This window comes from Malikia spinosa (assembly GCF_002980625.1).
Taxonomy (GTDB): Bacteria; Pseudomonadota; Gammaproteobacteria; order Burkholderiales; family Burkholderiaceae_C; genus Malikia; species Malikia spinosa.
This window is the reverse complement of record NZ_PVLR01000054.1, coordinates 1-22,526: the sequence shown is the minus strand read 5'-3', so window position 1 is coordinate 22,526 and position 22,526 is coordinate 1. Positions and strand designations below refer to the sequence as shown.

Annotated in this window: 18 protein-coding genes; 14 read left to right on the top strand and 4 right to left on the bottom strand. The window is 68.6% G+C overall.

Annotated features, from left to right (window positions below):
- Positions 1-3: 3 nt before the first annotated feature.
- Complete coding sequence (locus C6P61_RS15635; RefSeq protein ID WP_105730852.1) at positions 4-186, bottom strand: hypothetical protein; 183 nt, start codon at positions 184-186, stop codon at positions 4-6.
- Between the two features lie 248 nt (positions 187-434).
- On the opposite strand from C6P61_RS15635, the gene C6P61_RS15630 reads away from it, so the two are divergent.
- From C6P61_RS15630 to C6P61_RS15610, 5 genes are read left to right on the top strand one after another with little or no spacing between them, the layout of a single operon-like run.
- Positions 435-836 carry a YchJ family protein gene (locus tag C6P61_RS15630; RefSeq protein ID WP_105730851.1) on the top strand — a complete coding sequence of 134 codons (402 nt, stop codon included), beginning with the start codon at positions 435-437 and terminating at the stop codon, positions 834-836.
- A gap of 26 nt (positions 837-862) precedes the next feature.
- Positions 863-1,519 (top strand): HAD family hydrolase, encoded by a 657-nt coding sequence (locus C6P61_RS15625; RefSeq protein ID WP_105730850.1) that lies wholly within the window; start codon positions 863-865, stop codon positions 1,517-1,519.
- 45 nt (positions 1,520-1,564) lie between these two features.
- Positions 1,565-1,822, top strand: coding sequence for a DUF1289 domain-containing protein (locus tag C6P61_RS18230; protein WP_105730849.1), 258 nt, complete (start codon positions 1,565-1,567; stop codon positions 1,820-1,822).
- Between the two features lie 49 nt (positions 1,823-1,871).
- Positions 1,872-3,587: an NAD(P)H-dependent oxidoreductase subunit E gene (locus C6P61_RS15615; protein WP_244908977.1), complete on the top strand. Its 1,716-nt coding sequence runs from the start codon at positions 1,872-1,874 to the stop codon at positions 3,585-3,587.
- A complete protein-coding gene (locus C6P61_RS15610) occupies positions 3,584-6,532 on the top strand; it encodes a molybdopterin-dependent oxidoreductase (RefSeq protein WP_105730847.1) in 2,949 nt (982 codons plus the stop codon). The genes C6P61_RS15615 and C6P61_RS15610 overlap by 4 nt, the downstream gene beginning before the upstream one ends.
- Positions 6,533-6,536: 4 nt before the next feature.
- Here C6P61_RS15610 and C6P61_RS15605 read toward each other — a convergent pair whose 3' ends face one another.
- Positions 6,537-7,043, bottom strand: a complete 507-nt coding sequence (locus C6P61_RS15605; RefSeq protein WP_105730846.1) for a tellurite resistance TerB family protein — start codon at positions 7,041-7,043, stop codon at positions 6,537-6,539.
- A gap of 20 nt (positions 7,044-7,063) precedes the next feature.
- Here C6P61_RS15605 and C6P61_RS18010 point away from each other — a divergent pair, with 20 nt between their 5' ends.
- From C6P61_RS18010 to C6P61_RS18225, 3 genes are all read left to right on the top strand, one after another.
- Positions 7,064-7,222, top strand: coding sequence for a hypothetical protein (locus tag C6P61_RS18010; protein WP_170067405.1), 159 nt, complete (start codon positions 7,064-7,066; stop codon positions 7,220-7,222).
- 3 nt (positions 7,223-7,225) lie between these two features.
- The gene (locus tag C6P61_RS15600; protein ID WP_105730845.1) at positions 7,226-7,663 is read left to right on the top strand and encodes a universal stress protein; all 438 of its coding nucleotides are present in this window, start codon (positions 7,226-7,228) and stop codon (positions 7,661-7,663) included.
- A gap of 84 nt (positions 7,664-7,747) precedes the next feature.
- A complete protein-coding gene (locus C6P61_RS18225) occupies positions 7,748-14,686 on the top strand; it encodes an excinuclease ABC subunit UvrA (protein ID WP_244908975.1) in 6,939 nt (2,312 codons plus the stop codon).
- Between the two features lie 96 nt (positions 14,687-14,782).
- On the opposite strand, the gene C6P61_RS15570 is transcribed toward C6P61_RS18225, so the two are convergent.
- A complete protein-coding gene (locus C6P61_RS15570) occupies positions 14,783-16,006 on the bottom strand; it encodes an MFS transporter (RefSeq protein WP_105730844.1) in 1,224 nt (407 codons plus the stop codon).
- A 113-nt stretch (positions 16,007-16,119) separates the two neighbouring features.
- Here C6P61_RS15570 and rplU point away from each other — a divergent pair, with 113 nt between their 5' ends.
- The 4 genes from rplU (at position 16,120) to proB (ending at position 19,170) form a co-directional block, all read left to right on the top strand.
- Positions 16,120-16,431, top strand: coding sequence for a 50S ribosomal protein L21 (gene rplU, locus C6P61_RS15565; RefSeq protein ID WP_105730843.1), 312 nt, complete (start codon positions 16,120-16,122; stop codon positions 16,429-16,431).
- Positions 16,432-16,444: 13 nt separating this feature from the next.
- Positions 16,445-16,702 (top strand): 50S ribosomal protein L27, encoded by a 258-nt coding sequence (rpmA, locus tag C6P61_RS15560; protein WP_105730842.1) that lies wholly within the window; start codon positions 16,445-16,447, stop codon positions 16,700-16,702.
- 89 nt (positions 16,703-16,791) lie between these two features.
- Positions 16,792-17,925, top strand: a complete 1,134-nt coding sequence (gene cgtA / locus C6P61_RS15555; RefSeq protein WP_105730841.1) for an Obg family GTPase CgtA — start codon at positions 16,792-16,794, stop codon at positions 17,923-17,925.
- 75 nt (positions 17,926-18,000) lie between these two features.
- Positions 18,001-19,170 (top strand): glutamate 5-kinase, encoded by a 1,170-nt coding sequence (proB, locus tag C6P61_RS15550; protein ID WP_105730840.1) that lies wholly within the window; start codon positions 18,001-18,003, stop codon positions 19,168-19,170.
- A 57-nt stretch (positions 19,171-19,227) separates the two neighbouring features.
- On the opposite strand, the gene C6P61_RS15545 is transcribed toward proB, so the two are convergent.
- Positions 19,228-19,860 (bottom strand): RNA pyrophosphohydrolase, encoded by a 633-nt coding sequence (locus C6P61_RS15545; RefSeq protein WP_105730839.1) that lies wholly within the window; start codon positions 19,858-19,860, stop codon positions 19,228-19,230.
- Positions 19,861-19,992: 132 nt separating this feature from the next.
- Between C6P61_RS15545 and C6P61_RS15540 the strand changes: the two genes are divergently transcribed.
- Together C6P61_RS15540 and C6P61_RS15535 are read left to right on the top strand one after the other, a co-directional pair.
- Positions 19,993-21,738, top strand: coding sequence for a proline--tRNA ligase (locus tag C6P61_RS15540; RefSeq protein ID WP_105730838.1), 1,746 nt, complete (start codon positions 19,993-19,995; stop codon positions 21,736-21,738).
- Between the two features lies 1 nt (position 21,739).
- A complete protein-coding gene (locus C6P61_RS15535) occupies positions 21,740-22,363 on the top strand; it encodes a lytic transglycosylase domain-containing protein (protein WP_105730837.1) in 624 nt (207 codons plus the stop codon).
- Positions 22,364-22,526 lie beyond the last annotated feature (163 nt).

Sequence of the window (22,526 nt, the reverse complement as noted above, 5' to 3'; positions counted from 1 at the left end):
GGCTCAGCGAAAGCGCGAGATGCGGTCGCCCGAGCGATGCTGGCGCAGGTAGGCGGGGGTCAGCCAGGTCGGCTGGGTGCCGTTGAGTCCCAGGCTGCCGAGTGGCGGCTGCGCGTCGTAGGTTTTGTGCAGCGATTGACCGCCACCAGAAGAGTCGGGACCTAGACGAGGGATGAGATCGCCCATCAAGCGATCCACTCGAATCCAGTTTTTGAACATGGGGAGCCTCTTTTCATCTGCCTGGGGGGCAGGCTTGTTGTTATGGCTGGCGCCCGTCTATGGTTGGCGGGTCGTAGCCGGTCTCCTGTTTCTGTGCAATCTATCGCTTCTGGTCCCCGGATCATTTGCCCGGATGCCAGGTTTCTTTGCTCGCCAGAACAATCGTTCGAACCCGGCCGGATGCGGCGGTGGTGGCCCTGCGACAATCTGCAGCCATGACTCTCGACCTTTGTCCCTGTGGCCGCCTTGACGCCAAGGGCCGTCCGCTGGCCCGTAGCGCCTGCTGCGGTCCCTGCCTCGACGACTTCGCTGCCCATCCGGCCCTGGATGCCGAAAGCCTGATGCGCTCGCGCTACAGCGCCTTCGTCGAGCGCCGCGCCGACTACCTGCTGGCAACCTGGCACGCAAGCCAGCGCCCGGCCGCGATCGATTTTGAGCCTGGCTGCAAATGGCTGGGGCTGGAAATCAGGCGCGCGCGCTCGACCGGGCCCGACAGCGCCGAGGTCGAGTTCGTTGCGCGCTCGCGCGTGGCCGGTCGGGCCCAGCGCCTGCACGAGCTCAGCCGCTTCGTGCGCCAGGACGGCCGCTGGTACTACCTCGACGGAGACCTGCTGTGAGCGCGCTTATCTTGAACCTTGAAGCCGTGCGCTTCGACGCCGTGCTGTTCGACTGCGATGGCGTGCTGGTCGACAGCGAGCCGATCACCCAGGCCGTGCTGCGCGACATGCTCGAGGAGTCGGGCTGGTCGATGACGCAGGAGGAATGCATGCGCACCTTCGTCGGCAAGATGGTGCGCCAGGAGCGCGCGCTGATCGAGTCGCGTACCGGTCAGCCGCTGACCGATGCCTGGATGGATGCCTTCTACCAGCGCCGCAACCAGCGCCTGCAGGCCGAACTGCAGGCGATCGAGGGCGCGTTGAGCGCCGTTGCCGCCGCCCATGCCCATGCCGGTGGCCGCATTGCCTGCGCGTCGGGCGCCGACCGCTACAAGGTCGAGTTCCAGATCGACATGGCGGGCCTGCGGCCCTATTTCGGCCAGCGCATCTTCAGCGGCCATGAGATGCCGCGCAGCAAGCCGGCGCCCGATGTCTACCTGGCAGCGGCCGCGCATCTGGGCGCCGATCCGGCGCGCTGCCTGGTGATCGAGGACACGCCGACCGGCGTCACGGCCGGTGTCGCCGCTGGCGCCGAGGTCTGGGCCTATTGCCCGCTGCCCGAGGCCGGCGAGCGGCTGCTGGCCGCTGGCGCGCGCCGGCTGTTCGGCCATATGGAAGAGATCGCGAACGCGCTGGGGTCATGATCCGGCTTGCCAGCCTGGGAAGCAGGCTTGCGCTAGAGTCGCCGCATGTCAAAAACCGCTTCCCGGGCTCAATTGCCGCCTCCCTTCCTCGCCCTGGCCACTGCTGCACCCAAGCCGGGCCAGACCGTGCCTTCGCCCTGCGTCGGCGTCTGCCGCATGACCGAGTCCGGCGACCTGTGCCAGGGCTGCTGGCGCACCCGTGACGAGCTGCGGGCCTGGAAGGCCAGCGACGACGACGCCAAGCGCGCGGTCTGGCAACTGGTCGAACAGCGCCAGCGGGCGGCCGGATTGCAAGCTGCCTGACAGGCGCGCGCTTAAACTGTGGTGATCGATTCCAGCACGGGAGCAGATCTTGCCGCAGACAGATGACAGTCATGCCGTCGCGCCGCCCGGCGCCCGCTGGCGTCCCGGCCTCAAGGGGCGGCAGGTCGAGCCACAGGCGCGCGCGCGCGTGGCAGAGCTTTGCGCCGGCCTGGAGCCGCGCGCCGACCTGCTGATCGAGCACCTGCACCGGCTGCAGGATGCCGACGGCGGCCTGCGCCAGGGCCTGCTGGCCGCCTTGGCCGAGCGTCTGCGCCTGAGCCAGGCCGAGGTGCACGAGGTCGCGACCTTCTATCACCACTTCGAGGTCGTCGATGACGCTGCCGCGCTGCCCGCCACCACGGTGCGGGTCTGCACCAGCCTGTCCTGCGCCATGGCCGGCGGTGAGAGCCTGCTGGCTGATTTGCGCCAGCGCCTGGCCGGCGACCCGTCCGTGCGCGTGGTCGAGGCGCCCTGCATCGGCCAGTGCCACCGCGCGCCGGCCGCCTGCGTCGGCCAGCGGCAGCTGCCGCAAGCCAGCGTCGAATCGGTCAGCGCCGCGTTGGCGCAAGGCGACACCGGTCCGCGCGCCTTGCCCGCCAGCGGCGCGCCTGCATCAGCGCAGGACTATGCGCAGCTGCGGCGACTGCTGGCTGGCGACCTGACGCCCGACGCGGTGCTGGCCGAACTCAAGGCCTCGGGCCTGCGCGGACTCGGCGGTGCGGGTTTTCCGGCCTGGCGCAAATGGGACACGGTACGGGCCCAGCCCGGCCCGCGCTACCTGGTAGTCAACATCGACGAGGGCGAGGTCGGCACCTTCAAGGACTGGCAGCTGCTGGCGACCCAGCCTCGGCCCGCGCTCGAAGGCCTGCTGATCGCCGCATGGGTGGTCGGCGCCGACAAGGCCTGGATCTACCTGCGCGACGAATACCATGACTGCCGCGCGCTGCTGCAGGACGAACTCGCCGCGCTGCGCCTGCGCATCCAAGGCTGGCAGGCCGAGTTCCCGCAGGCGGTCTTCCCCGAAATCGAATTGCGCCGCGGCGCCGGTGCCTATGTCTGCGGCGAGGAATCGGCGCTGATCGAGTCGCTCGAAGGCCGGCGCGGCCTGCCGCGGCTCAAGCCGCCGATCGTCGCGCTGCAGGGCCTGTTCGGCCGCCCGACGCTGGCGCACAACGTCGAGACCCTGTCCTGGTTGCCCGCCATCCTCGAACAGGGTGGTGTCTGGCTGGCCGGCCAGGGCCGGCGTGGCCGCAGCGGCCTGCGCCGCTTCAGCGTCTCGGGCCGCGTGAAGAATCCGGGCTGCTACCTGGCGCCGGCCGGCATCACGCTGCGCGAGCTGATCGACGAATACGCGGGTGGCATGGCTGACGGCCATCAGCTGCAGGCGTATCTGCCGGGTGGCGCCTCCGGCGGCATCCTGCCGGCGACGCTGGCCGAGCTGCCGCTGGACTTCGACACCCTGGCCGGGCAGGGCGCCTTCGTCGGCTCGATGGCGGTGGTGGTGCTGTCGCAGCAGGACAGCGTGCGTGAGGTCGCCAGCGGCCTGATGCGCTTTTTCGAGCATGAGTCCTGCGGCCAGTGCACGCCTTGTCGTGCCGGCACGGCACAGGCCAGGGCGCTGATGCAGGCGCCGGTCTGGGATGCCGAGCGGCTGGCCGAGCTGTCGCAGGTCATGCGCGACGCCTCGATCTGCGGCCTGGGCCAGGCCGCACCCAACCCCTTCGATTCGGTGTTGCGCTTCTTTCCGCGCGAGGTCCAGCCATGAGCGCTTTCGTTCAGACGCAGCCGGCTGCCGCTGGCAACCATGCCGCCAGCGCGAATGCCGCTCATCCCGCACCGGCCGGACAGGCCGCGACCGATGCGCCCACGATCGATTTCGAGCTCGACGGTCGCCCGGTCCAGGCCAGCCCTGGCGAGACGATCTGGCAGGTCGCGCGCCGGGTCGGCATCGAGATTCCGCACCTCTGCCATCGCGAGGGCCTGGCGCCGGTCGGCAACTGCCGCGCCTGCGTCGTCGAGGTCGAAGGCGAGCGGGTGCTGGCCGCTTCCTGCTGTCGCGCGCCGCAGCCCGGCATGGTCGTCAATAGCGACAGCGAGCGCGCCCGCCGCGCCCAGCGCAGCGTGCTCGAACTGCTGAACGCCGATGCGCCGGCCGGCAATTCGCTCAAGCACGACAGCGAGTTGGCGCAATGGACAACTGCACTGGACGCCGACCCGCAGCGCTTCGCCGTGCGCGGCGCGATGCAGCTTGATGCCGCCGCGCAAGGTGCCGACCGCAGCCATCCGGCGATCGCGGTCAACCTCGACGCCTGCATCCAGTGCACCCGCTGCCTGCGCGCCTGCCGCGACTTGCAGGGCAACGACGTGATCGGACTGTCGTTTCGCGGTGGCCAGGCCCGCATCACCTTCGACCTGGGGGATTCGCTGGGCACAAGCAGCTGCGTCGCCTGCGGCGAATGCGTGCAGGCCTGCCCGACCGGCGCGCTGGCGCCGGCCAACGGTGCCTATGCCCAGGTCGCCGAGGCCCGGGTCGATTCGGTCTGCCCCTTCTGCGGCGTCGGCTGCCAGCTGAGCTACCAGATTAGCAACGGCCGCATCGTCCAGGTCGATGGCGCGCCCGGTCCGGCCAATGAAGGCCGGCTCTGCGTCAAGGGCCGCTTCGGTTTCGACTATGCGCATAGTCCGGAGCGGCTCACGGTTCCGCTGATCCGGCGCGCCGACGCGCCCAAGGACCCGGCCCTGCTCACGCGCGGCCCTGGCGGCCGTGCCGACGCCGCCGCGTTGCGGGCCCAGTTCCGCGCGGCGAGCTGGGACGAGGCGCTCGACTTCGCCGCTGCCGGCCTGCAGCGCGTGCGCGACGCGAACCCTCATCTGCGCGGCCGTGAAGTGCCGATCGCCGGCTTCGGCTCGGCCAAGGGCACCAACGAGGAAGCCTATCTGTTCCAGAAGCTGATCCGCAGCGCCTTCCTGACCCACAACGTCGACCACTGCACCCGCCTGTGCCACGCGTCGAGCGTCGCGGCGCTGTTCGAGAGCCTGGGCTCGGGCGCGGTCAGCAATCCGCTGCGCGACGTGGAACAGGCCGAGCTGATCTTCGTGATCGGTGCCAATCCGGCGCAGAACCATCCGGTCGGCGCGAGCTGGATCAAGAATGCGGTCGAGCGCGGCGCGCGTCTGGTGCTGGCCGACCCGCGCCGCACCGAGCTCGCGCGCCAGTCCTGGCGCCTGCTGCAGTTCCAGCCCGGCAGCGATGTCGCGCTGCTCAAAGCCATGCTGCAGGTCATCGTGGCCGAGGGCCTGACCAATCCCGACTTCATCGCCGCGCGCACGCAAGACTACGAGGCCTGGCGCGCCGAGCTGATCGACGGCCCGGTCGATTACAGCCCGGAGGCGATGGCGCCGATCTGCGGCATCGCGCCCGACGCGATCCGCGAGGTCGCGCGCGCTTACGCGACTTCGCGCGCCAGCATGATCCTGTGGGGCATGGGCGTGGCCCAGCACAGCCACGGCACCGACAACGCGCGCTGCCTGATTGCGCTGGCGCTGATCACGGGCCAGATCGGCCGCCCCGGCACCGGTTTGCATCCGCTGCGCGGCCAGAACAACGTCCAGGGCGCGAGTGACGCCGGCCTGATCCCGATGTTCCTGCCCGACTACCACCGCGTCACCGATCCGCTGCATCGCGCCGCCGCCGAGGCGGCCTGGGGCCTGCCGGCTGGCAGCCTGCCCGAGCAACCTGGCTGGACCGTGGTCGAGATCATCGACGCCACCCTGGACGGCCGGATCCAGGCCATGCTGATCCAGGGCGAGAACCCGGCCATGAGCGACCCCGACAGCGCGCACGCGCGCGCCGGCCTGGCGAACTTGCAGCATCTGGTGGTGCAGGACATCTTCCTGACCGAGACCGCCGCGCTGGCCGACGTGATCCTGCCCGCCAGCGCCTGGCCCGAGAAGACCGGCAGCGTCACCAACACCGACCGCACCGTGCAGCTCGGGCGCAAGGCCGTCGCCTGTCCGGGCCAGGCGCGCGCCGACGCCTGGATCACCGAGCAGCTCGCGCGCCGGCTGGGACTGGACTGGGATTACGAAATTGCGCCCGACGGCAGCGGTGCCGAGCCTGGCAGCGCCATCGGGCGCGTGTTCGAGGAAATGCGAAGCCTGATGCCGTCGATTGCCGGCCTGTCCTGGGCGCGCCTGCTGGCGCAGGGTGCGGTCACGCATCCGGTGCTGACGGCCGATGATCCGGGCCAGCCGATTGTCTTCGTCGACCGCTTCCCGACCCCCTCCGGCAAGGCCAGGCTGGTACCGGTCGGCCTGCTGCCACCGGCCGAGCAGCCTGATGCTGACTATCCGCTGGTGCTGATCACCGGGCGCCAACTCGAGCACTGGCATACCGGCGCCATGACGCGCCGCAGCCAGGTGCTCGACGCGCTGGAGCCGCTGGCCAGCGTCAGCCTGCACCCCGAGGCCATCGCACGGCTGGGTCTGCAGCCTGGCGGCTTGGCGCGGGTCTGCAGCCGGCGCGGCGCGGTCGAGCTCGCGCTGCGGGCTGATGCCGGTCTGCCGCTGGGCAGCTGCTTCATCCCGTTCGCCTATGTCGAGGCGGCAGCCAATCTGCTGACCAATCCGGCGCTCGACCCCTGGGCCAAGATCGCCGAGGTCAAGTACTGCGCGGTCCGGGTCGAGCCCGTGCCCCCGCGCAGCGCCTGAATGATCAGACCGACAGCTTGACGCGGTAGCTGCTGTCGTTCTTCGGGTGGTTCGGGTTGGTGAAGACCTGGCGGTCGTTCTTCAGCACGATCACTTCAAAGAAGGGGCGGAAACGCTCTTCCGAGATGCCGAAGGCAGACAGGAACTTGCCGAACAGCACCTGCTCCTCGGGCTCGGGCTGGCCGTCGACCAGCGAGGAGTCGATCAGGTTGACCAGGATGCACATCTTCTGCGCATCGGTCAGCAGCGGGGTAGCTTCCTGCAGGAAGGTCTCGACCGGGTGCTTGCGGCGGTACTTGACGGCCGAATCGAGCAGGGCCTGGCTCTGGGCGCCGACGCCGATAGTGCCGCGACCGTCGTCATGACCGCCGAGCACGCTGAGCAGGTGACCGATTTCCTCGTTGTCCATTTCGCCGTCGGCGGACATCATGTAGAGCAGCGCAGTGGCGAAGGCGAGGTGCGGGCTCATTTTGTCGCCGCTGTCGCTCTTGAACATGTCAAACAGACCCATAGGGAAAAACTCCTGGATTGATGTGGTGGAAAAAGCTGCCGCCGGGATCGACGGTCTTGGTCATCCTAGCCGGTTTCGGCATTTTCCATCGGCGGGCAGGTGTTTTGCTGGTGTTGCCAGGGCTGGACCTGGTGCTCAGGCTGGTTAAGATGGCCGCACCGATTTTTTTCCAGGAGTGACTGATGTTCAAGAAAATCCTCGTGCCTTCCGATGGTTCCCCGCTGGCGCACCAGGCGGCCGAATTCGCTGCCGATCTGGCCAAGGTCCATGGCGCCCACATCATCGGCGTCTACGTGATCGATCCCTTCCCCTACATCGGTATCGGTGACGCCTCGGCGATCGGCCTGCAGGCCTACCTCAGCGAAGCCCAGGTCGCCGCCACCCAGTCGCTCGACGACATCCGCCAGGTCTGCGTCGCGCGCGGCGTCGGCTTCGACGGCGACACGATCGAGCGCAACGTGACCTACGAAGGCATCCTGGAAACCGCCAGTGCCGAGGGCTGCGACCTGATCGTGATGGGCTCGCATGGCCGCAAGGGCATCGAGGCGCTGGTGCTCGGCAGCGTGGCGCAGAAGGTGCTGACCCATGCCAAGGTGCCGGTGCTGATCGTCAAGACCTGATTCCGGCCTGGCTCGGGCGGCCCGGGCCACCGGTTGTCATGCGGCTTGCCTAGAATGTTTGCCTCCCCTACGAGGCCAGCCGTCATGTCCGAAAGCTCACACTCCAGCCGCCCGATTTCTCCCAGCTCCGAGCCTGCGCCGGCGGACGGCACCGGCCTGATCCGCATTCGCGGCGCGCGCCAGCACAACCTGAAGAACCTCGACCTCGACATCCGCACCGGCGAGCTGACGGTGGTGACGGGGCCAAGCGGATCGGGCAAGTCCAGCCTGGTGTTCGACACCCTGTTCGCCGAAGGCCAGCGCCGCTACGTCGAGACCTTCAGCGCCTATGCGCGCCAGTTCCTGGACCGGATGGACAAGCCGGCGGTGGACCGTGTTGACGGCGTGCCGCCCGCGATCGCGATCGACCAGACCAATCCGGTGCGGTCCTCGCGCTCGACGGTCGGCACCATGACCGAGCTCAACGACCACCTCAAGCTGCTCTACGCGCGCGCCGGTCGGCTGTTCGACCGCCAGACCGCGCTGGCGGTGCGCCATGACAGCCCCGAGACGATCTACGCCGAACTGCAGCAGCGCGCCACAGCCGCCGGCGACCCGCGCCTGGTGGTGACCTTCCCGGTCGAGCTGCCGGCCAGCGCCACGCCCGAAGACATCGAGCAATGGCTGGCCGCGAGCGGCTTCACCCGGGTGCAGGCCGAACGCCTGGTCGAGCGAGCCTCTGAACCGGGGCCTGGCCCCGATTTGGGGTCAGACACCGATTCTTCCGATGCCGCCAAGCCCAAGTCCGGCAAGCGCAAGGCAGCCGCCGCCGCGCCGCAACAGGTGCGCCTGCTCGACGTGGTGGCCGACCGCTTCCGGCTTTCGAATGCCGAGCGCGTGCGCGTGATGGAAGCGATCGAGCTCGGGCTGCGCCGCGGCGGCGGTCGCCTGAGCGTCTATGCGCTGCAGCCGGCCGCCGCTGATGGCAGCGAGCCGGAGCCACTGCTCTGGAAATTTTCGACCGGCCTGCATTGCCCCGAGAGCGAGCTGCGCTATGCCGAGCCGCTGCCTTCGCTGTTCTCGTTCAACTCGGCGGTCGGCGCCTGCGACAGCTGCCGTGGCTTTGGCCGGGTGATCGGCGTCGATTGGGGCCTGGTGATTCCGAACGACAAGCTGACCCTGCGCGCCGGCGCGATCAAGCCGATCCAGACCCCGGCCTACCAGGAATGCCAGGACGACCTGATGCGCCATGCCGAGGCCGCCGGCATCCCGCGCGACCTGCCCTGGGGCCAGCTGACCCCTGAGCAGCGGCATTGGGTGCTGGAGGGTTCGCCCAACTACAACGGCAAGTGGAACCAGCAGTGGTATGGCATCAAGCGCTTCTTCGACTACCTCGAGAGCAAGGCCTACAAGATGCATATCCGGGTGCTGCTGTCGAAGTACCGCAGCTACACCGAATGCCCGAGCTGCCGCGGCGCGCGACTCAAGACCGAGAGCCTGCTCTGGCGTCTGGGCAGCAAGGCCCAGGCCGATGCGGCGCTGGCGCCCGCGCTGCGTTTCCTGCCGGTCGGCGTCGACTGGACGCGCGAGCAGCTCGAAGCGCTGCCGGGCCTGTGCCTGCACGACCTGATGCAGCTGCCGATCGACCGGCTGCGCGCCTTCTTTGCTGCGCTGCAGTCGGACTTGGCGGGGGCGGGCGTTGGCACTGGCATTGATGCTGGCGCTGTTGCACTGGCTGGGGCATCGGCTGGGCTATTGGTTGGCGCTGACGGGGCTAGGGGGCTGCCGGCCTCCTCATACTGCGAGCAGAAATCGTCAGCCGGCAGCCCCCTAGCCCCGTCGGGCCTGGGTGCGCCACGGTCTTCGGATTTCACGTGCCAAGATGGTTTTGCAGGAGCAGGAGCAGGAGCAGGAGCAGGAGCAGGAGCAGGGGGTGCGGGGGGCGACGATTTCTGCTCGCAGTATGAGGAGCCCCCCGTACCCCCTGCTCCTGCCCACCCAACAGGGCAGTCCATCAACAAAGGCGAGCAGCAGGCCCTAAAGCTGCTGTTCGACGAGATCGGCACCCGGCTCAAGTACCTGTGCGATGTCGGCATCGGCTACCTGACGCTCGACCGTCAGAGCCGCACCCTGTCCGGCGGCGAGGTGCAGCGCATCAACCTGACCACCGCCCTGGGTACCTCGCTGGTCAACACCCTGTTCGTGCTCGACGAGCCCAGCATCGGCCTGCATCCGCGCGACATGGACCGCATCAACCAGGCCATGGCCCGGCTGCGTGACGCCGGCAACACCCTGGTCGTGGTCGAACACGACCCGGCCGTCATGCTGTGCGCCGACCGCGTGATCGACATGGGACCGGGCCCGGGCGAACGCGGCGGCGCCATCGTGTTCGATGGCAGGATCGAGCAGCTGGCGCAGGCCGATACCCTGACTGGCGCCTACCTGGGCGGGCGCAAGCAGGTCGGCTTCGGCTTCAAGCGCATGGTGACCGAAAGCACGCCGCGCCTGATCCTCGAAGGCGCGCGCGAGCACAACCTGCGCAACCTCGACCTCGAATTCCCGCTGCAACGCCTGGTGACCGTCACCGGGGTCAGCGGCTCCGGCAAGTCGACCCTGGTGCAGGACATCCTGGCGCCGGCGCTGCTGCGCCATTTCGGCCAGTCGACCGAGACCCCGGGCGCGCACGACCGCCTGCTCGGTGCCGACCAGCTTTCTGGCGTGGTCTTTGTCGACCAGAGCCCGATCGGCAAGACCGCGCGCTCCAATCCGGTCAGCTATGTCGGCGCCTGGGACGCGGTGCGCGACCTGTTCGCCGCCACGCCGCTGGCGCAGCAGCGCGGCTACACCGCGACCAAGTTCAGCTTCAACAGCGGCGACGGGCGCTGCCCGACCTGCGGCGGCTCGGGCTTCGAGCATGTCGAGATGCAGTTCCTGAGCGACATCTACCTGCGCTGCCCGGACTGCGATGGCAAGCGCTACCGGCCCGAGATCCTCGAAATCACGATCGAGCGCGGCGGCCGTCAGCTCAACGTGGCCGACCTGCTGGAGCTGACCGTCAGCGAGGCCGCGCAGCTGTTCTCCGGCGACCGCGACGTGATCCGCGCGCTGCAGCCCATCGTCGATGTCGGCTTGGAGTATGTGCGCCTGGGCCAGCCGGTGCCCACGTTGTCGGGCGGCGAAGCGCAGCGGCTCAAGCTGGCCGGCCATCTGGCCGAGGCGGCCAAGGCCTTCGGCGGCAGCAAGGGCAAGGGCCGGGGCAAGACGCCGGCCAGCCGCTCGGGCCAGATGCTGGCGACCAAGGGCCAGTTGTTCCTATTCGACGAGCCGACCACCGGCCTGCATTTCGACGACATCGCCAAGCTGATGCGTGCGCTGCGCAAGTTGCTCGAGATCGGTCATTCGCTGATCGTGATCGAGCACAACCTCGACGTGATCCGCGCCAGCGACTGGCTGATCGACCTCGGGCCCGAAGGCGGCGAGGGCGGCGGCCTGATCGTCGCGCAAGGCCGCCCCGAGGACCTGCGCCTGCACCCGACCAGCCACACCGCCCGCGCCCTGCGCGACTACGCCGAGGCGGTCGGCGAGCTGATGGAGGTCAACGAGGGCCGGCTGTCGGATTACCTTGCTGGTGCTGGTGCTGGTGCTGGTGCTGGTGCTGGTTCGGCTTTGGTGCTCGGCGCCGGGGCTGGGGGCTTGCCGGGTTCCTCATACGGCAAGCCAAAATCGTCACCCGGCAAGCCCCCAGCCCCTGCGAGCACTGGTGTTCCAAGTGCGCCTGCCAACCGGATGGAGGAGGGTCGAGCGAGCCTGGCGGGCGACGATTTCTGCTCGCAGCATGAGGAGTCCGCCAGGCTCGCTCGGCCCGACGGCGTGGACGGTGAGACCGGCTGGCAGCATGAGCATGAGGAGGTCGCCGCATCCGCTGGACCCGGCTCCATGGCAAAGGCCAGCCCGCACGCCAACGCCATCCGCATCATCAACGCCCGCGAGCACAACCTCAAGGGACTGAGCGTGTCGATCCCGCGCGGCAAATTCAACGTCATCACCGGCGTCAGCGGTTCCGGCAAGTCGACGCTGGCGTTCGACATCCTGTTCAACGAAGGTCAGCGTCGCTACCTCGAAAGTCTCAACGCCTACGCACGCTCAATCGTGCAGCCGGCGGGCCGGCCCGAGGTCGATGCGGTCTACGGCATCCCGCCGACGGTCGCGATCGAGCAGCGCCTGAGCCGTGGCGGGCGCAAGTCCACCGTCGGCACCACGACCGAGGTCTGGCATTTCCTGCGTCTGCTCTATGTCAAGCTCGGCACCCAGCATTGCGTGCACGACGGCACCCCGGTGCAGCCGCAGCAGCCCGACAGCATCCTGGCGCAGATCATGACCCAGTGTCGCGGCCAGCAGGTGCAGTTCCTCGCGCCGCTGGTGCTGAACCGCAAGGGCGTCTACACCGAGCTGGCCGACTGGGCGCGGCCGCGTGGACATGCCAATTTGCGCGTCGATGGCGAATTCCTGCCGACCACCGGCTTCCCGCGCATCGACCGCTTCAAGGAGCACACCATCGAGCTGCCGCTGGCACGCCTGCGCGTCGAACCCGGCGCCGAGTCCGAACTGCGCCGTGCCATGACCCAGGCGCTCGAACTCGGCAAGGGCGTGTTGCACCTGCTCGTGGGCAGCGACGGGCTGGATGAAGCGCTGGCCGCCGGCAGCTCGACGCTCGGCATCGGCCAGCTGCAGGTCTATTCCACCTTGCGCGCCTGCCCGGTCTGCGCCGCCAGCTATGCCGAACTCGACCCGCGCCTGTTCTCCTACAACAGCAAGCATGGCTGGTGCCCGGATTGCGTCGGTACCGGCGTTGCCTTGACCAAGGCCCAGCGCCAGCTGATGGACGACTCGGTGCGCGACGACAAGGACAAGGGCCGCGAGCAGAGCTTCGCCGAGCCCGAGCTCGAGGAAGTCGCCGACCAGGCTTGCGCGAGCTGTGGCGGCAGCCGGCTGAACCCGACCGCGCGCGCGGTGCGCTTCCAGGGCCTGGGCATCGCCGAGCTCGCGCATCGCAGCGTGCTCGACCTGCGTGGCTGGGTACGCCAGCTGCAGGCCGGCCAGTCCCTGAGCCCGCGCGAGGCCGAGATCGCGCGCGACCTGTTGCCCGAGATCCAGGGCCGGCTCGAATTCCTCGAGGAGGTGGGCCTGAGCTACCTGACGCTGGACCGTGGCGCGCCCACGCTGAGCGGCGGCGAGGCGCAACGCATCCGTCTCGCGGCCCAGCTCGGCAGCAATCTGCAGGGGGTCTGCTATGTGCTCGACGAGCCGACCATCGGCCTGCATGCGCGCGACAACCAGATCCTGCTCGATGCGCTGCACAAGCTCGGCAGCAAGGGCAACACGCTGGTGGTGGTCGAGCATGACGAGGACACGATCCGCCGCGCCGACCATGTGATCGACATCGGCCCGAGCGCCGGCCGGCGTGGCGGCCGTCTGGTGGCCGAGGGCACGGTCGATGACGTGATGGCGGCCGCCGATTCGCAGACCGGCCGCTACCTGCTGCACGCGATGCGGCATCCGCTGCAGCCGCGGCGTCCCGTCAGCGAGGAAGCTTTTGCCGCTGCCGCTGCCGCTGCCGCTGCCGCTGCTCAGGCTCAGGCTCAGGCTCAGGCTCAGGCTCAGGCTCAGGCGCTCGTCGCCGAGCCGGGCGGGATGCCGGGCTCCTCATACTGCGAGCAGAAATCGTCGCCCGGCACCCCGCCCGACTCGACGACTCGGGGGGGCGCAAGTGGCGGTGTCACGGTTGTCGCATCGGCAGCAGCAGTGGCAGGGGAATTCAGCATTCATGCCGAAAGCACAGCGCCACAGGGTCGCGAGGGGGCGGCGGCTGACGATTTCTGCTCGCAGCATGAGGAAGCCGCCGCCGCCTCGCGGCCCGCCGCCAAGAAGGCCAGCAAGAAATCCAGCAAGCAGCCGGAGCCCGAAGCGCCGTTGCCTGAAAAGCTGCACTGGCTCACCGTCGAGCGCGCCAATCTGCACAACCTGCAGGATGTCACGGCCGCGATCCCGCTCAAGCGGCTGGTTGCGGTCACGGGCGTCAGCGGCTCCGGCAAGTCGACCTTTGCGCGCGAGGTGCTGCTGGCCAACGTCGCCGCTGCCGTGACCCAGAGCTCGACCAAGGCCGGGCGCGATGCGCTGGCGGCCGGCCAGCTGCCGGTCTGGCAGGGTTGCGCCGGCCTGCACGGCCACGGCCATGTCGAGCGCGTGCTCGAGGTCGACCAGACCCCGATCGGCAAGACCCCGCGCAGCTGTCCCGCCACCTACATCGGCTTCTGGGACCAGATCCGCAAGCTCTACGCCGAGACGCTCGAAGCCAAGGCGCGCGGCTATGCGCCGGGACGCTTCAGCTTCAATACCGGCGAAGGCCGCTGCCACAGCTGCGAAGGACAGGGCGTGCGCACGATCGCGATGAGCTTCCTGCCCGACGTCAAGGTGCCGTGCGAGGCCTGCCATGGCGCCCGCTTCAACCCCGAGACGCTGGCGGTGAGCTGGCGCGGCAAAAGCATCGGCGAGGTGCTGCAGATGGAGGTCGACGAGGCGGTCGGCTTCTTCGCCTCCATGCCATCGATCGCCCAGCCCTTGCAATTGCTCAAGGATGTCGGACTCGGCTACCTGACGCTGGGCCAGCCCTCGCCGACGCTGTCGGGTGGCGAGGCGCAGCGCATCAAGCTGGTGACCGAGCTGTCCAAGGTGCGCGACGAGGTGGGCAGGCGCGGCCAGAAGGCGCCGCATACGCTCTACGTGCTCGACGAGCCGACCGTCGGCCTGCACATGGCTGACGTCGACAAGCTGATCCGCGTGCTGCACCGCCTGGTTGACGGCGGCCACAGCGTGGTCGTGATCGAGCATGACCTCGATCTGATCGCTGAGGCCGACTGGGTGCTCGACCTGGGCCCGGAAGGTGGCAACGGCGGTGGCCGGGTCGTTGCGGCGGCGACGCCCGAGGAGCTGGTGCGCCTGGGCAGCCACACCGGGCGCGCGCTGGCAGCAGTGCTGGCACGCTGAGTGCTGCGCGGCGGCGGCAGGCGGGGACCCGGCGCCTGATCGAGCGCCGTGGTCAAGGGCAGTATCGGTCCTGGGCGCCCGCAAGCGCCCGGGCTGTTACACCCGCGCGTTCAGGCGCGCCCGCAGCAGCATCGCCAGCCCGGCGGCCGCAACCGCGATCAGCAGCACCGGAAAGCCCAGTCGGGGCGACCATTGCAGCGCCGCCGCGCCCAGCGCCGGCGCCAGCACGCCGCCGAGCGTGTAGGCCATTACCAGCACCGCGGTGCTGTTGACCAGCGTGATGCCGCGCTCGCGCGAGCCGATGTCTATCATCGACAGCGTATAGAGGCAGCCGCCAGCGCCGCCCCAGACGAAGGCCAGCGGCCAGGCCAGCCATGGCTTGTCCGCCACCCAGGGCAGCAGCCAGGAGCCCAGCAGCGTGATGGCGGCAAAGATCCGCATCAGCTGCAGCCGGGTCTGGCGCGCGCCGCCCCAGAAGCTGCCGGGCCCGCCGCGCCCCAGGCGGTCGGCCAGCAGTCCGGCCGGCAGCATCAGCAGCGAACTGCCCAGCCCGCTGGCCGACACCAGCAAGGCCGCCGCCGCCGCGCCCAGGCCCAGCGCCAGGCCGTACAGCGGCAGGATCGCGGTCAGCCCGCTCTCGAAGAAGCCGCCGACAAAGCCCGCCAGCATGATCACCGGATGCTCGCGCAGCGCGCGCCAGACCCCGCGCAGCCCGACCTCGGCCTGCTGCCCGTCCGGCTCTGACGGCAGCGGCGGGATCAGCAGGCTCCAGAGCAGGCCCAGCGTCATCAGCGCCAGCGCCGCCCAGAGCGCCTCGGGCCGGGTCGGTCCGATCCAGGCCAGCAGCATCGGGCCGGCGACGAAGGTGCTGCCGACCATGGTCTCGAAGATGCCGATCCAGCGCCCGCGCTGATTGGGTGGCGCGCATTCGGCCACCACCGCCTCGGACAACACCCAGCGCAGGCCCGAGGCCATGCCGGCCAGCAGCTGCATGCCGAACCAGAGCCACAGCGTGTCCGTCAGGCTGAACACCAGGCCCGCGAGCACCGGCAGCAGGCCCGACAGCCAGAGCGTGGGCCGGCGCCCGAGCCGGCGCGTCACGGCCGAGGCGAACGGCGTCACCAGGAAGATGCCGGCCCAGGCCGTGGCCGCGAACAGCCCGGCCAGCCAGGTCGGCAGATCCGCGTCCTTGAGCCGTAGCAGCAGCCAGGGTGCCAGCATGAAATAGCCCGTCAGCTCAAGGAAGGTCGAGCTGAAGATGCTGGCGAGGCCGAGTCGGGCTTGCTGGGGCGGCAGGTCATGCGGGGGACGGTGGCTCATTCGCTCATGTTAGCAAGGGCTTGCGTCAGAACCGAGGCATGGCTATAATCCTCGATTCGGTGAAAATCCGTTCGCCGAAGCACGTCGCAAGACGGACAATTCCAGAGGTTCATATGTACGCGGTCATAAAAACCGGCGGCAAGCAGTATCGCGTTGCCGTTGGCGAAAAACTTAAAGTAGAACAGATTGCTGCGGATGTGGGTCAAGAGATCGTGATCGATCAGGTGCTCGCCGTGGGTAACGGTGCAGACATCAAGGTCGGCACTCCCTTGGTCTCCGGCGCAACGGTCACTGTCACTGTGGTTTCCCACGGTCGTGGCGACAAGGTCCGCATCTTCAAGATGCGCCGTCGCAAGCACTACCAGAAGCGCCAGGGCCATCGTCAGAATTACACCGAGCTGCAAATCAGCTCGATCAACGGCTAAGGAGTAAAGCACCATGGCACAGAAAAAAGGCGGCGGCTCAACCCGCAACGGTCGCGACTCCAAGCCGAAGATGCTGGGCGTCAAGGTGTTCGGCGGCCAGGCCATCAGCGCCGGCGCGATCATCGTGCGTCAGCGCGGCACCCGTTTCCACGCTGGCGTGGGCACCGGTTGCGGCAAGGACCACACCATCTTCGCGACCTGCGACGGCGTCGTGAACTTCACCGTCAAGGGCGAGTTCAACCGCAAGACCATCAACGTCACCCCGGTGTGATGTCGACTGTTTGATCGCTCAGGCGTTCAAACCGCAAAGGCCCGCGCTGCGGGCCTTTTGTTTTTATCCGTTTGAAGGACAATCCAGTCATGAAATTCGTTGATGAAGCCTATATCGACATAGCGGCCGGCGACGGAGGCAATGGCTGCGCGTCCTTCCGTCACGAGAAGTACAAGGAATTCGGCGGCCCCGACGGCGGCGACGGCGGTCGCGGCGGCTCGGTCTGGGCCCTGGCCGACGAGAACCTCAACACCCTGATCGACTACCGCTACTCGCGCCGCTTCGAGGCCCAGCGTGGCGAGCACGGCAAGGGTTCTGACATGTTCGGCTGCAAGGGTGACGACATCATCCTCAAGATGCCGGTCGGCACCATCATCCGCAACGCCGAGACCGGCGAGCTGATGCACGAGCTGCTGCAGCCGGGCGAGCAGATCCTGATCGCCAAGGGCGGCGAGGGCGGTTTCGGCAACCTGCGCTTCAAGAGCTCGATCAACCGCGCGCCGCGCCAGAAGACGATCGGCCACCCGGGCGAGCGCTTCAGCCTGGCGCTCGAACTCAAGGTGCTGGCCGACGTCGGCCTGCTCGGCATGCCCAACGCCGGCAAGTCGACCCTGATCGCGGCGGTGTCGAACGCCCGCCCCAAGATCGCCGACTACCCGTTCACGACCCTGCACCCGAACCTGGGCGTGGTGCGCGTCGGCCCCGAGAAGAGCTTCGTCATCGCCGACGTGCCGGGCCTGATCGAGGGTGCCTCCGAGGGCGCCGGCCTGGGTCACCAGTTCCTGCGCCACCTGCAGCGCACCCGCTTGCTGCTGCATGTGGTCGACATGGCGCCGTTCGACGACGCGGTCGATCCGGTGCTGCAGGCCCGGGCCATCGTCAAGGAACTCAAGAAGTACGACCCCGAGCTGCATGCCAAGCCGCGCTGGCTGGTGCTCAACAAGCTCGACATGATCCCCGAGGGCGAGCGCGAGGCGCGCGTCAAGGACTTCGTCAAGCGCTTCCGCCACAAGGGCCCGGTGTTCGAGATCTCGGCGCTGACGCGCGAGGGCTGCGAGCTGCTGGTGCAGAAGATCTTCCAGCATATCGTCGCCACCCGCGAGGCCGAAAAGCCCCATGTCGAGGTCGATCCGCGCTTCGACGCCCGCCGCGACCAGCCGGGCCTGGCTCCGGCTGCCGAGCCGGCGCCGCAGGTCGACGCGGACGATCCGCGCTTTCGCTGAACCACCTGGGCTGGACGCCTGCCCGGGTCCGGGGGGTGTCTTGGCCGTTTCCGTGACGACAACCTGACCCCAGACATGAGCACCGATTCGCAAGCCGACGCAGGCGTCTCCCTTTCCGTCGATCCCTCCGAGCTGCTGCGCGCTGCGCGCCGCATCGTGGTCAAGGTCGGCTCCAGCCTGGTGACCAACGAGGGCCGTGGCCTCGACGAGGCCGCGATCGAGCAGTGGAGCGCCCAGCTCGCGACCCTGGTCAAGTCGGGCCGCGAGCTGATCATGGTCAGCAGCGGCGCGATCGCCGAGGGCATGAAGCGCCTGGGCTGGAAGACCCGCCCCAAGATGATCAACGAGCTGCAGGCCGCTGCTGCCGTCGGCCAGATGGGCCTGGTCCAGATGTACGAGACCAAGCTGCGCGAGCAGGAAGTCGGCAGCGCCCAGGTGCTGCTGACCCATGCCGACCTGGCCGACCGCGAGCGCTACCTCAACGCGCGCTCGACCCTGCTGACCTTGCTCGAGCATGGTGTGGTGCCGGTCATCAATGAGAACGACACCGTCGTCAACGACGAGATCAAGTTCGGTGACAACGACACCCTGGGTGCGCTGGTCGCCAACCTGGTCGATGCCGACCTGCTGGTGATCCTGACCGACCAGAAGGGCCTCTACAGCGCCGACCCTCGCAAGAACCCGAACGCCGAGTTCATCCATGTCGCGCGCGCGGGCGATCCCCGGCTCGAGGACATGGCCGGCGGCGCCGGTTCGCGCGTTGGCACCGGCGGCATGATCACCAAGATCCTGGCCGCCAAGCGTGCGGCCGGCTCGGGTGCCTCGACCGTGATCGCCTGGGGCCGCGAGCCCGACGCGCTGCTGCGCCTGAGCAGCGGCGAGCCGATCGGCACCCTGCTGATCGCGCAAACGCCCAAGCAGCAGGCACGCAAGCAGTGGATGGCGGACCAGCTGCAGCTGCGCGGCCATGTGACCGTCGATGAGGGTGCCGCCGACAAGATCGTCGCCGAGGGCAAGAGCCTGCTGCCGATCGGCATGGTCGCGGTCAGCGGCGAGTTCAGCCGTGGCGACGTGATCGCGATCCGCAACGCTCAGGGCCAGGAGCTCGCGCGCGGACTGGCCAACTACTCGGCCGGCGAGGCGCGGCTGCTGTGCCGCAAGTCGACCAACGCGGTCGAAGGCCTGCTCGGCTATGCCGCCGAGCCCGAGATGATCCACCGCGACAACCTGGTGCTGCGCGGCTGATCCGTCATTGTTGCCTGCCGACCGCTTGCGCCGGCCGGCCCCGACTGTCCGGCCGAGCTACCTCGGGTGGTTCGGATCGGGGTCGAAGCTGGCGTCGGCCGGCAGCTCGATCTGCACCTGCATCGAGGACATCTGGAGCAGGCCGAACGGGGCTTCGGCATGCGACTGCGGCTGGCGCGAGCGCGCATTGCCGCGCAGGTAGCGGTTGCGGATTTCCTGCCTGGGCAGGTAGCGTGCGAGCTCGTTGAGCGCCATCTCGTAGACGCCGCGCTTGAACTCGACCACCATCTCGAGCGGCACCCAGTAATCGTTCCAGCGCCAGGCATCGAATTCCGGATGGCTGGTGGCACGCAGATTCAGGTTCCAGTCGCCGCCGGTCAGGCGCAGCAGGAACCAGATCTGTTTTTGTCCCCGATAGTGGCCGCGCGCATCCCGACGGATGTAACGGTCCGGCACTTCATAGCGCAACCAGTCCCGCGTGCGGGCGACGATAGCCACATGCTCGGGCAGCAGTCCGACCTCCTCGTGCAGTTCACGGTACATGGCCTGCTCGGGGGTTTCGCCCCGGTCGATGCCGCCCTGTGGAAACTGCCAGGAATGGGTGCGGATGCGCTTGCCCCAGAACACCTGGTTCTTCTGGTTGAGCAGAATGATGCCGACATTGGGCCTGAAGCCTTCTCTGTCAAGCATAATCAACCCCAAATTTTAAAACTGCGTTCATTATGCACCGCTAGTGGGCGGCTTGGCAGGGGCTGCCGGGGCAAACCCTGGCCCGGCCTGGCTGGCTCCGCGGGGTATGCGGGGCGCCAGCCTGAGCCTGACATGAAAGCCTCCCAGTTCCTGATTTCCACCCTCAAAGAAGCCCCGGCCGACGCCGAGGTGGTCAGCCACCAGCTCATGACGCGCGCCGGCATGATCAAGAAGCTCGGCGCCGGCATCTATACCTATATGCCGATGGGCTTGCGCGTGATCCAGAAGGTCGAAAAGATCGTGCGCGAGGAGATGAACCGCGCCGGTGGCATCGAGCTGACCATGCCGGTGGTGCAGCCGGCCGAGCTGTGGCAGGAGACCGGCCGCTTCGACAAGATGGGCCCCGAGATGCTGCGCATCAAGGACCGCCACGAGCGCGACTTCGTGCTGCAGCCGACCTCGGAAGAAGTCGTCACCGACATCGCGCGCCAGGAGCTGCGCAGCTACAAGCAGCTGCCGAAGAACTTCTACCAGATCCAGACCAAGTTCCGCGACGAGCGCCGCCCGCGCTTCGGCCTGATGCGTGGCCGCGAGTTCGTCATGAAGGATGCCTACAGCTTCGACCGCGACCGTGACAGCGCGCAGGCCAGCTACCAGGTCATGGCCGGCGCCTACCGCCGCATCTTCGACCGCTTCGGCCTGACCTACCGCGCGGTGGCAGCCGACAGCGGCGCCATCGGTGGCGACCTGAGCGAGGAGTTCCAGGTCATCGCCGCCACCGGCGAGGACGCGATCGTCTACTGCCCGAACAGCGACTACGCCGCCAACATCGAGAAGGCCGAGGCGCTGGCGCCCCAGGGCCCGCGCCCGGCCGCCGCCCAGGCCCTGACCAAGGTCTCGACGCCTGGTACCTCGACCTGTGCCGCGCTGGCCACCTTCCTCGACCTGCCGCTGTCGGCGACGGTCAAGTCCATGGTGCTGGCGACCGACGAGGTCAACGACTACGACGAGGTCACCAAGACCCGGGTCTTCCTGCTGCTGCTGCGCGGCGACCACGAGATGAACGAGGTCAAGGTCGGCAAGCTGCCGGGCTTCGAGCTCGGCTTCCGCCTGGCGACCGAACTCGAGATCGTCGAGCATTTCGGCTGCAAGCCGGGCTACCTGGGCCCGATCGGCCTCAAGCGGTCGGTCACCGTGATCGCCGACCGCGAAGTCGCCGTGATGGCCGACTGGGTTTGCGGCGCCAACCAGCTCGACTTCCACCTGACCGGCGTCAACTGGGGCCGCGACCTGCCCGAGCCCGACCTGATCGCCGACCTGCGCAACGTGGTCGCCGGTGACCTGTCGCCGGACGGCCAGGGCGAGCTTGCGATCGAGCGCGGCATCGAGGTCGGCCATGTGTTCTACCTCGGCACCAAGTACAGCCAGGCCATGAACGCCACCTTCCTGGCCGAGGACGGCAAGCCGCGCCATTTCGAGATGGGCTGCTACGGCATCGGCGTGACCCGCCTGCCGGCGGCTGCCGTCGAGCAGAACCATGACGCGCGCGGCATCATCTGGCCGGACGCGATCGCGCCCTTCACGCTCGTGATCTGCCCGATCGGCATGGACCGCAGCGAGGCCGTGCGTGCCGCCGCCGAGCAGCTGCACGACGAGCTGGCCGCGCTGGGCGTCGACGTGCTGCTCGACGACCGCGGCGAGCGCCCGGGTGCGATGTTCGCCGACTGGGAGCTGATCGGCGTGCCACACCGCGTCACGATCGGCGACAAGGGCCTGAAGGAAGGCCTGGTCGAGTACCAGCACCGTCGCGACGAGGCCGCGACCAAGGTCGGCCTGGCCGAACTGCCGGCCCTGCTCAAGGGCAAGCTGGGGCTGTGAGATGAGCCGCCGGGACTGTCTGGGCTGGATCGCCAAGGCAGGCCTGGCCAGCCTATTGCCGCTCAGCCTGCCCGCGCTGGCCTGGGCCGGCGGCCAGCTTGAGGAGCCGCTGGCCGATCCGATCCGGCTCGCGCTGCGCGCCGCGATCGAGCACCCGGCGCCGCCCGAGCCCGAGTTTCCCACCCCGGAGGCCAGGCTGGCCTATCTGCGCTGGCTCGGCGAAATGAGCCCGCGGCTGGTGCGGCGCAAGCCCGAGCTGCAGACAAGGGTTGAATTCCTGCAGACGGTCTGGTACGAGAGCCGGCGTGCCGGCCTCGACGAGTCGCTGGTGCTGGGGCTGATCCAGGTCGAGAGCGCGTTTCGCAAGTTTGCGGTCTCGCCGGCCGGCGCGCGCGGCTATATGCAGGTCATGCCGTTCTGGGCCCGGCTGATCGGCGACGGTGATCCGTCCAAGCTGTTCCTGTCGCAGGCCAATATCCGCTTTGGCTGCGTGATCCTGCGCCACTACCTCGAGCGCGAGCGCGGCGACCTGTTCCTGGCACTGGGCCGCTACAACGGCAGCCGCGGTCGCCCCGACTACCCGAACGCGGTGTTCGCGGCGCAGAAGCACTGGCGCCAGGCTTAGGGCTTGGGGGCTGACCGAGGTGGGCGGGCCCTGCCGGCCTCATCTGTCCGCTGCGCGGCCAGCAAATCGGCCATCAGAGCCCGCCCACCCCGGTCAGCTTCTTCGTCAGCTGCGCGGCCAGCAAATCTTTCTGTACGCAGTCGGGGGGGGGGTCCCCCCCCCC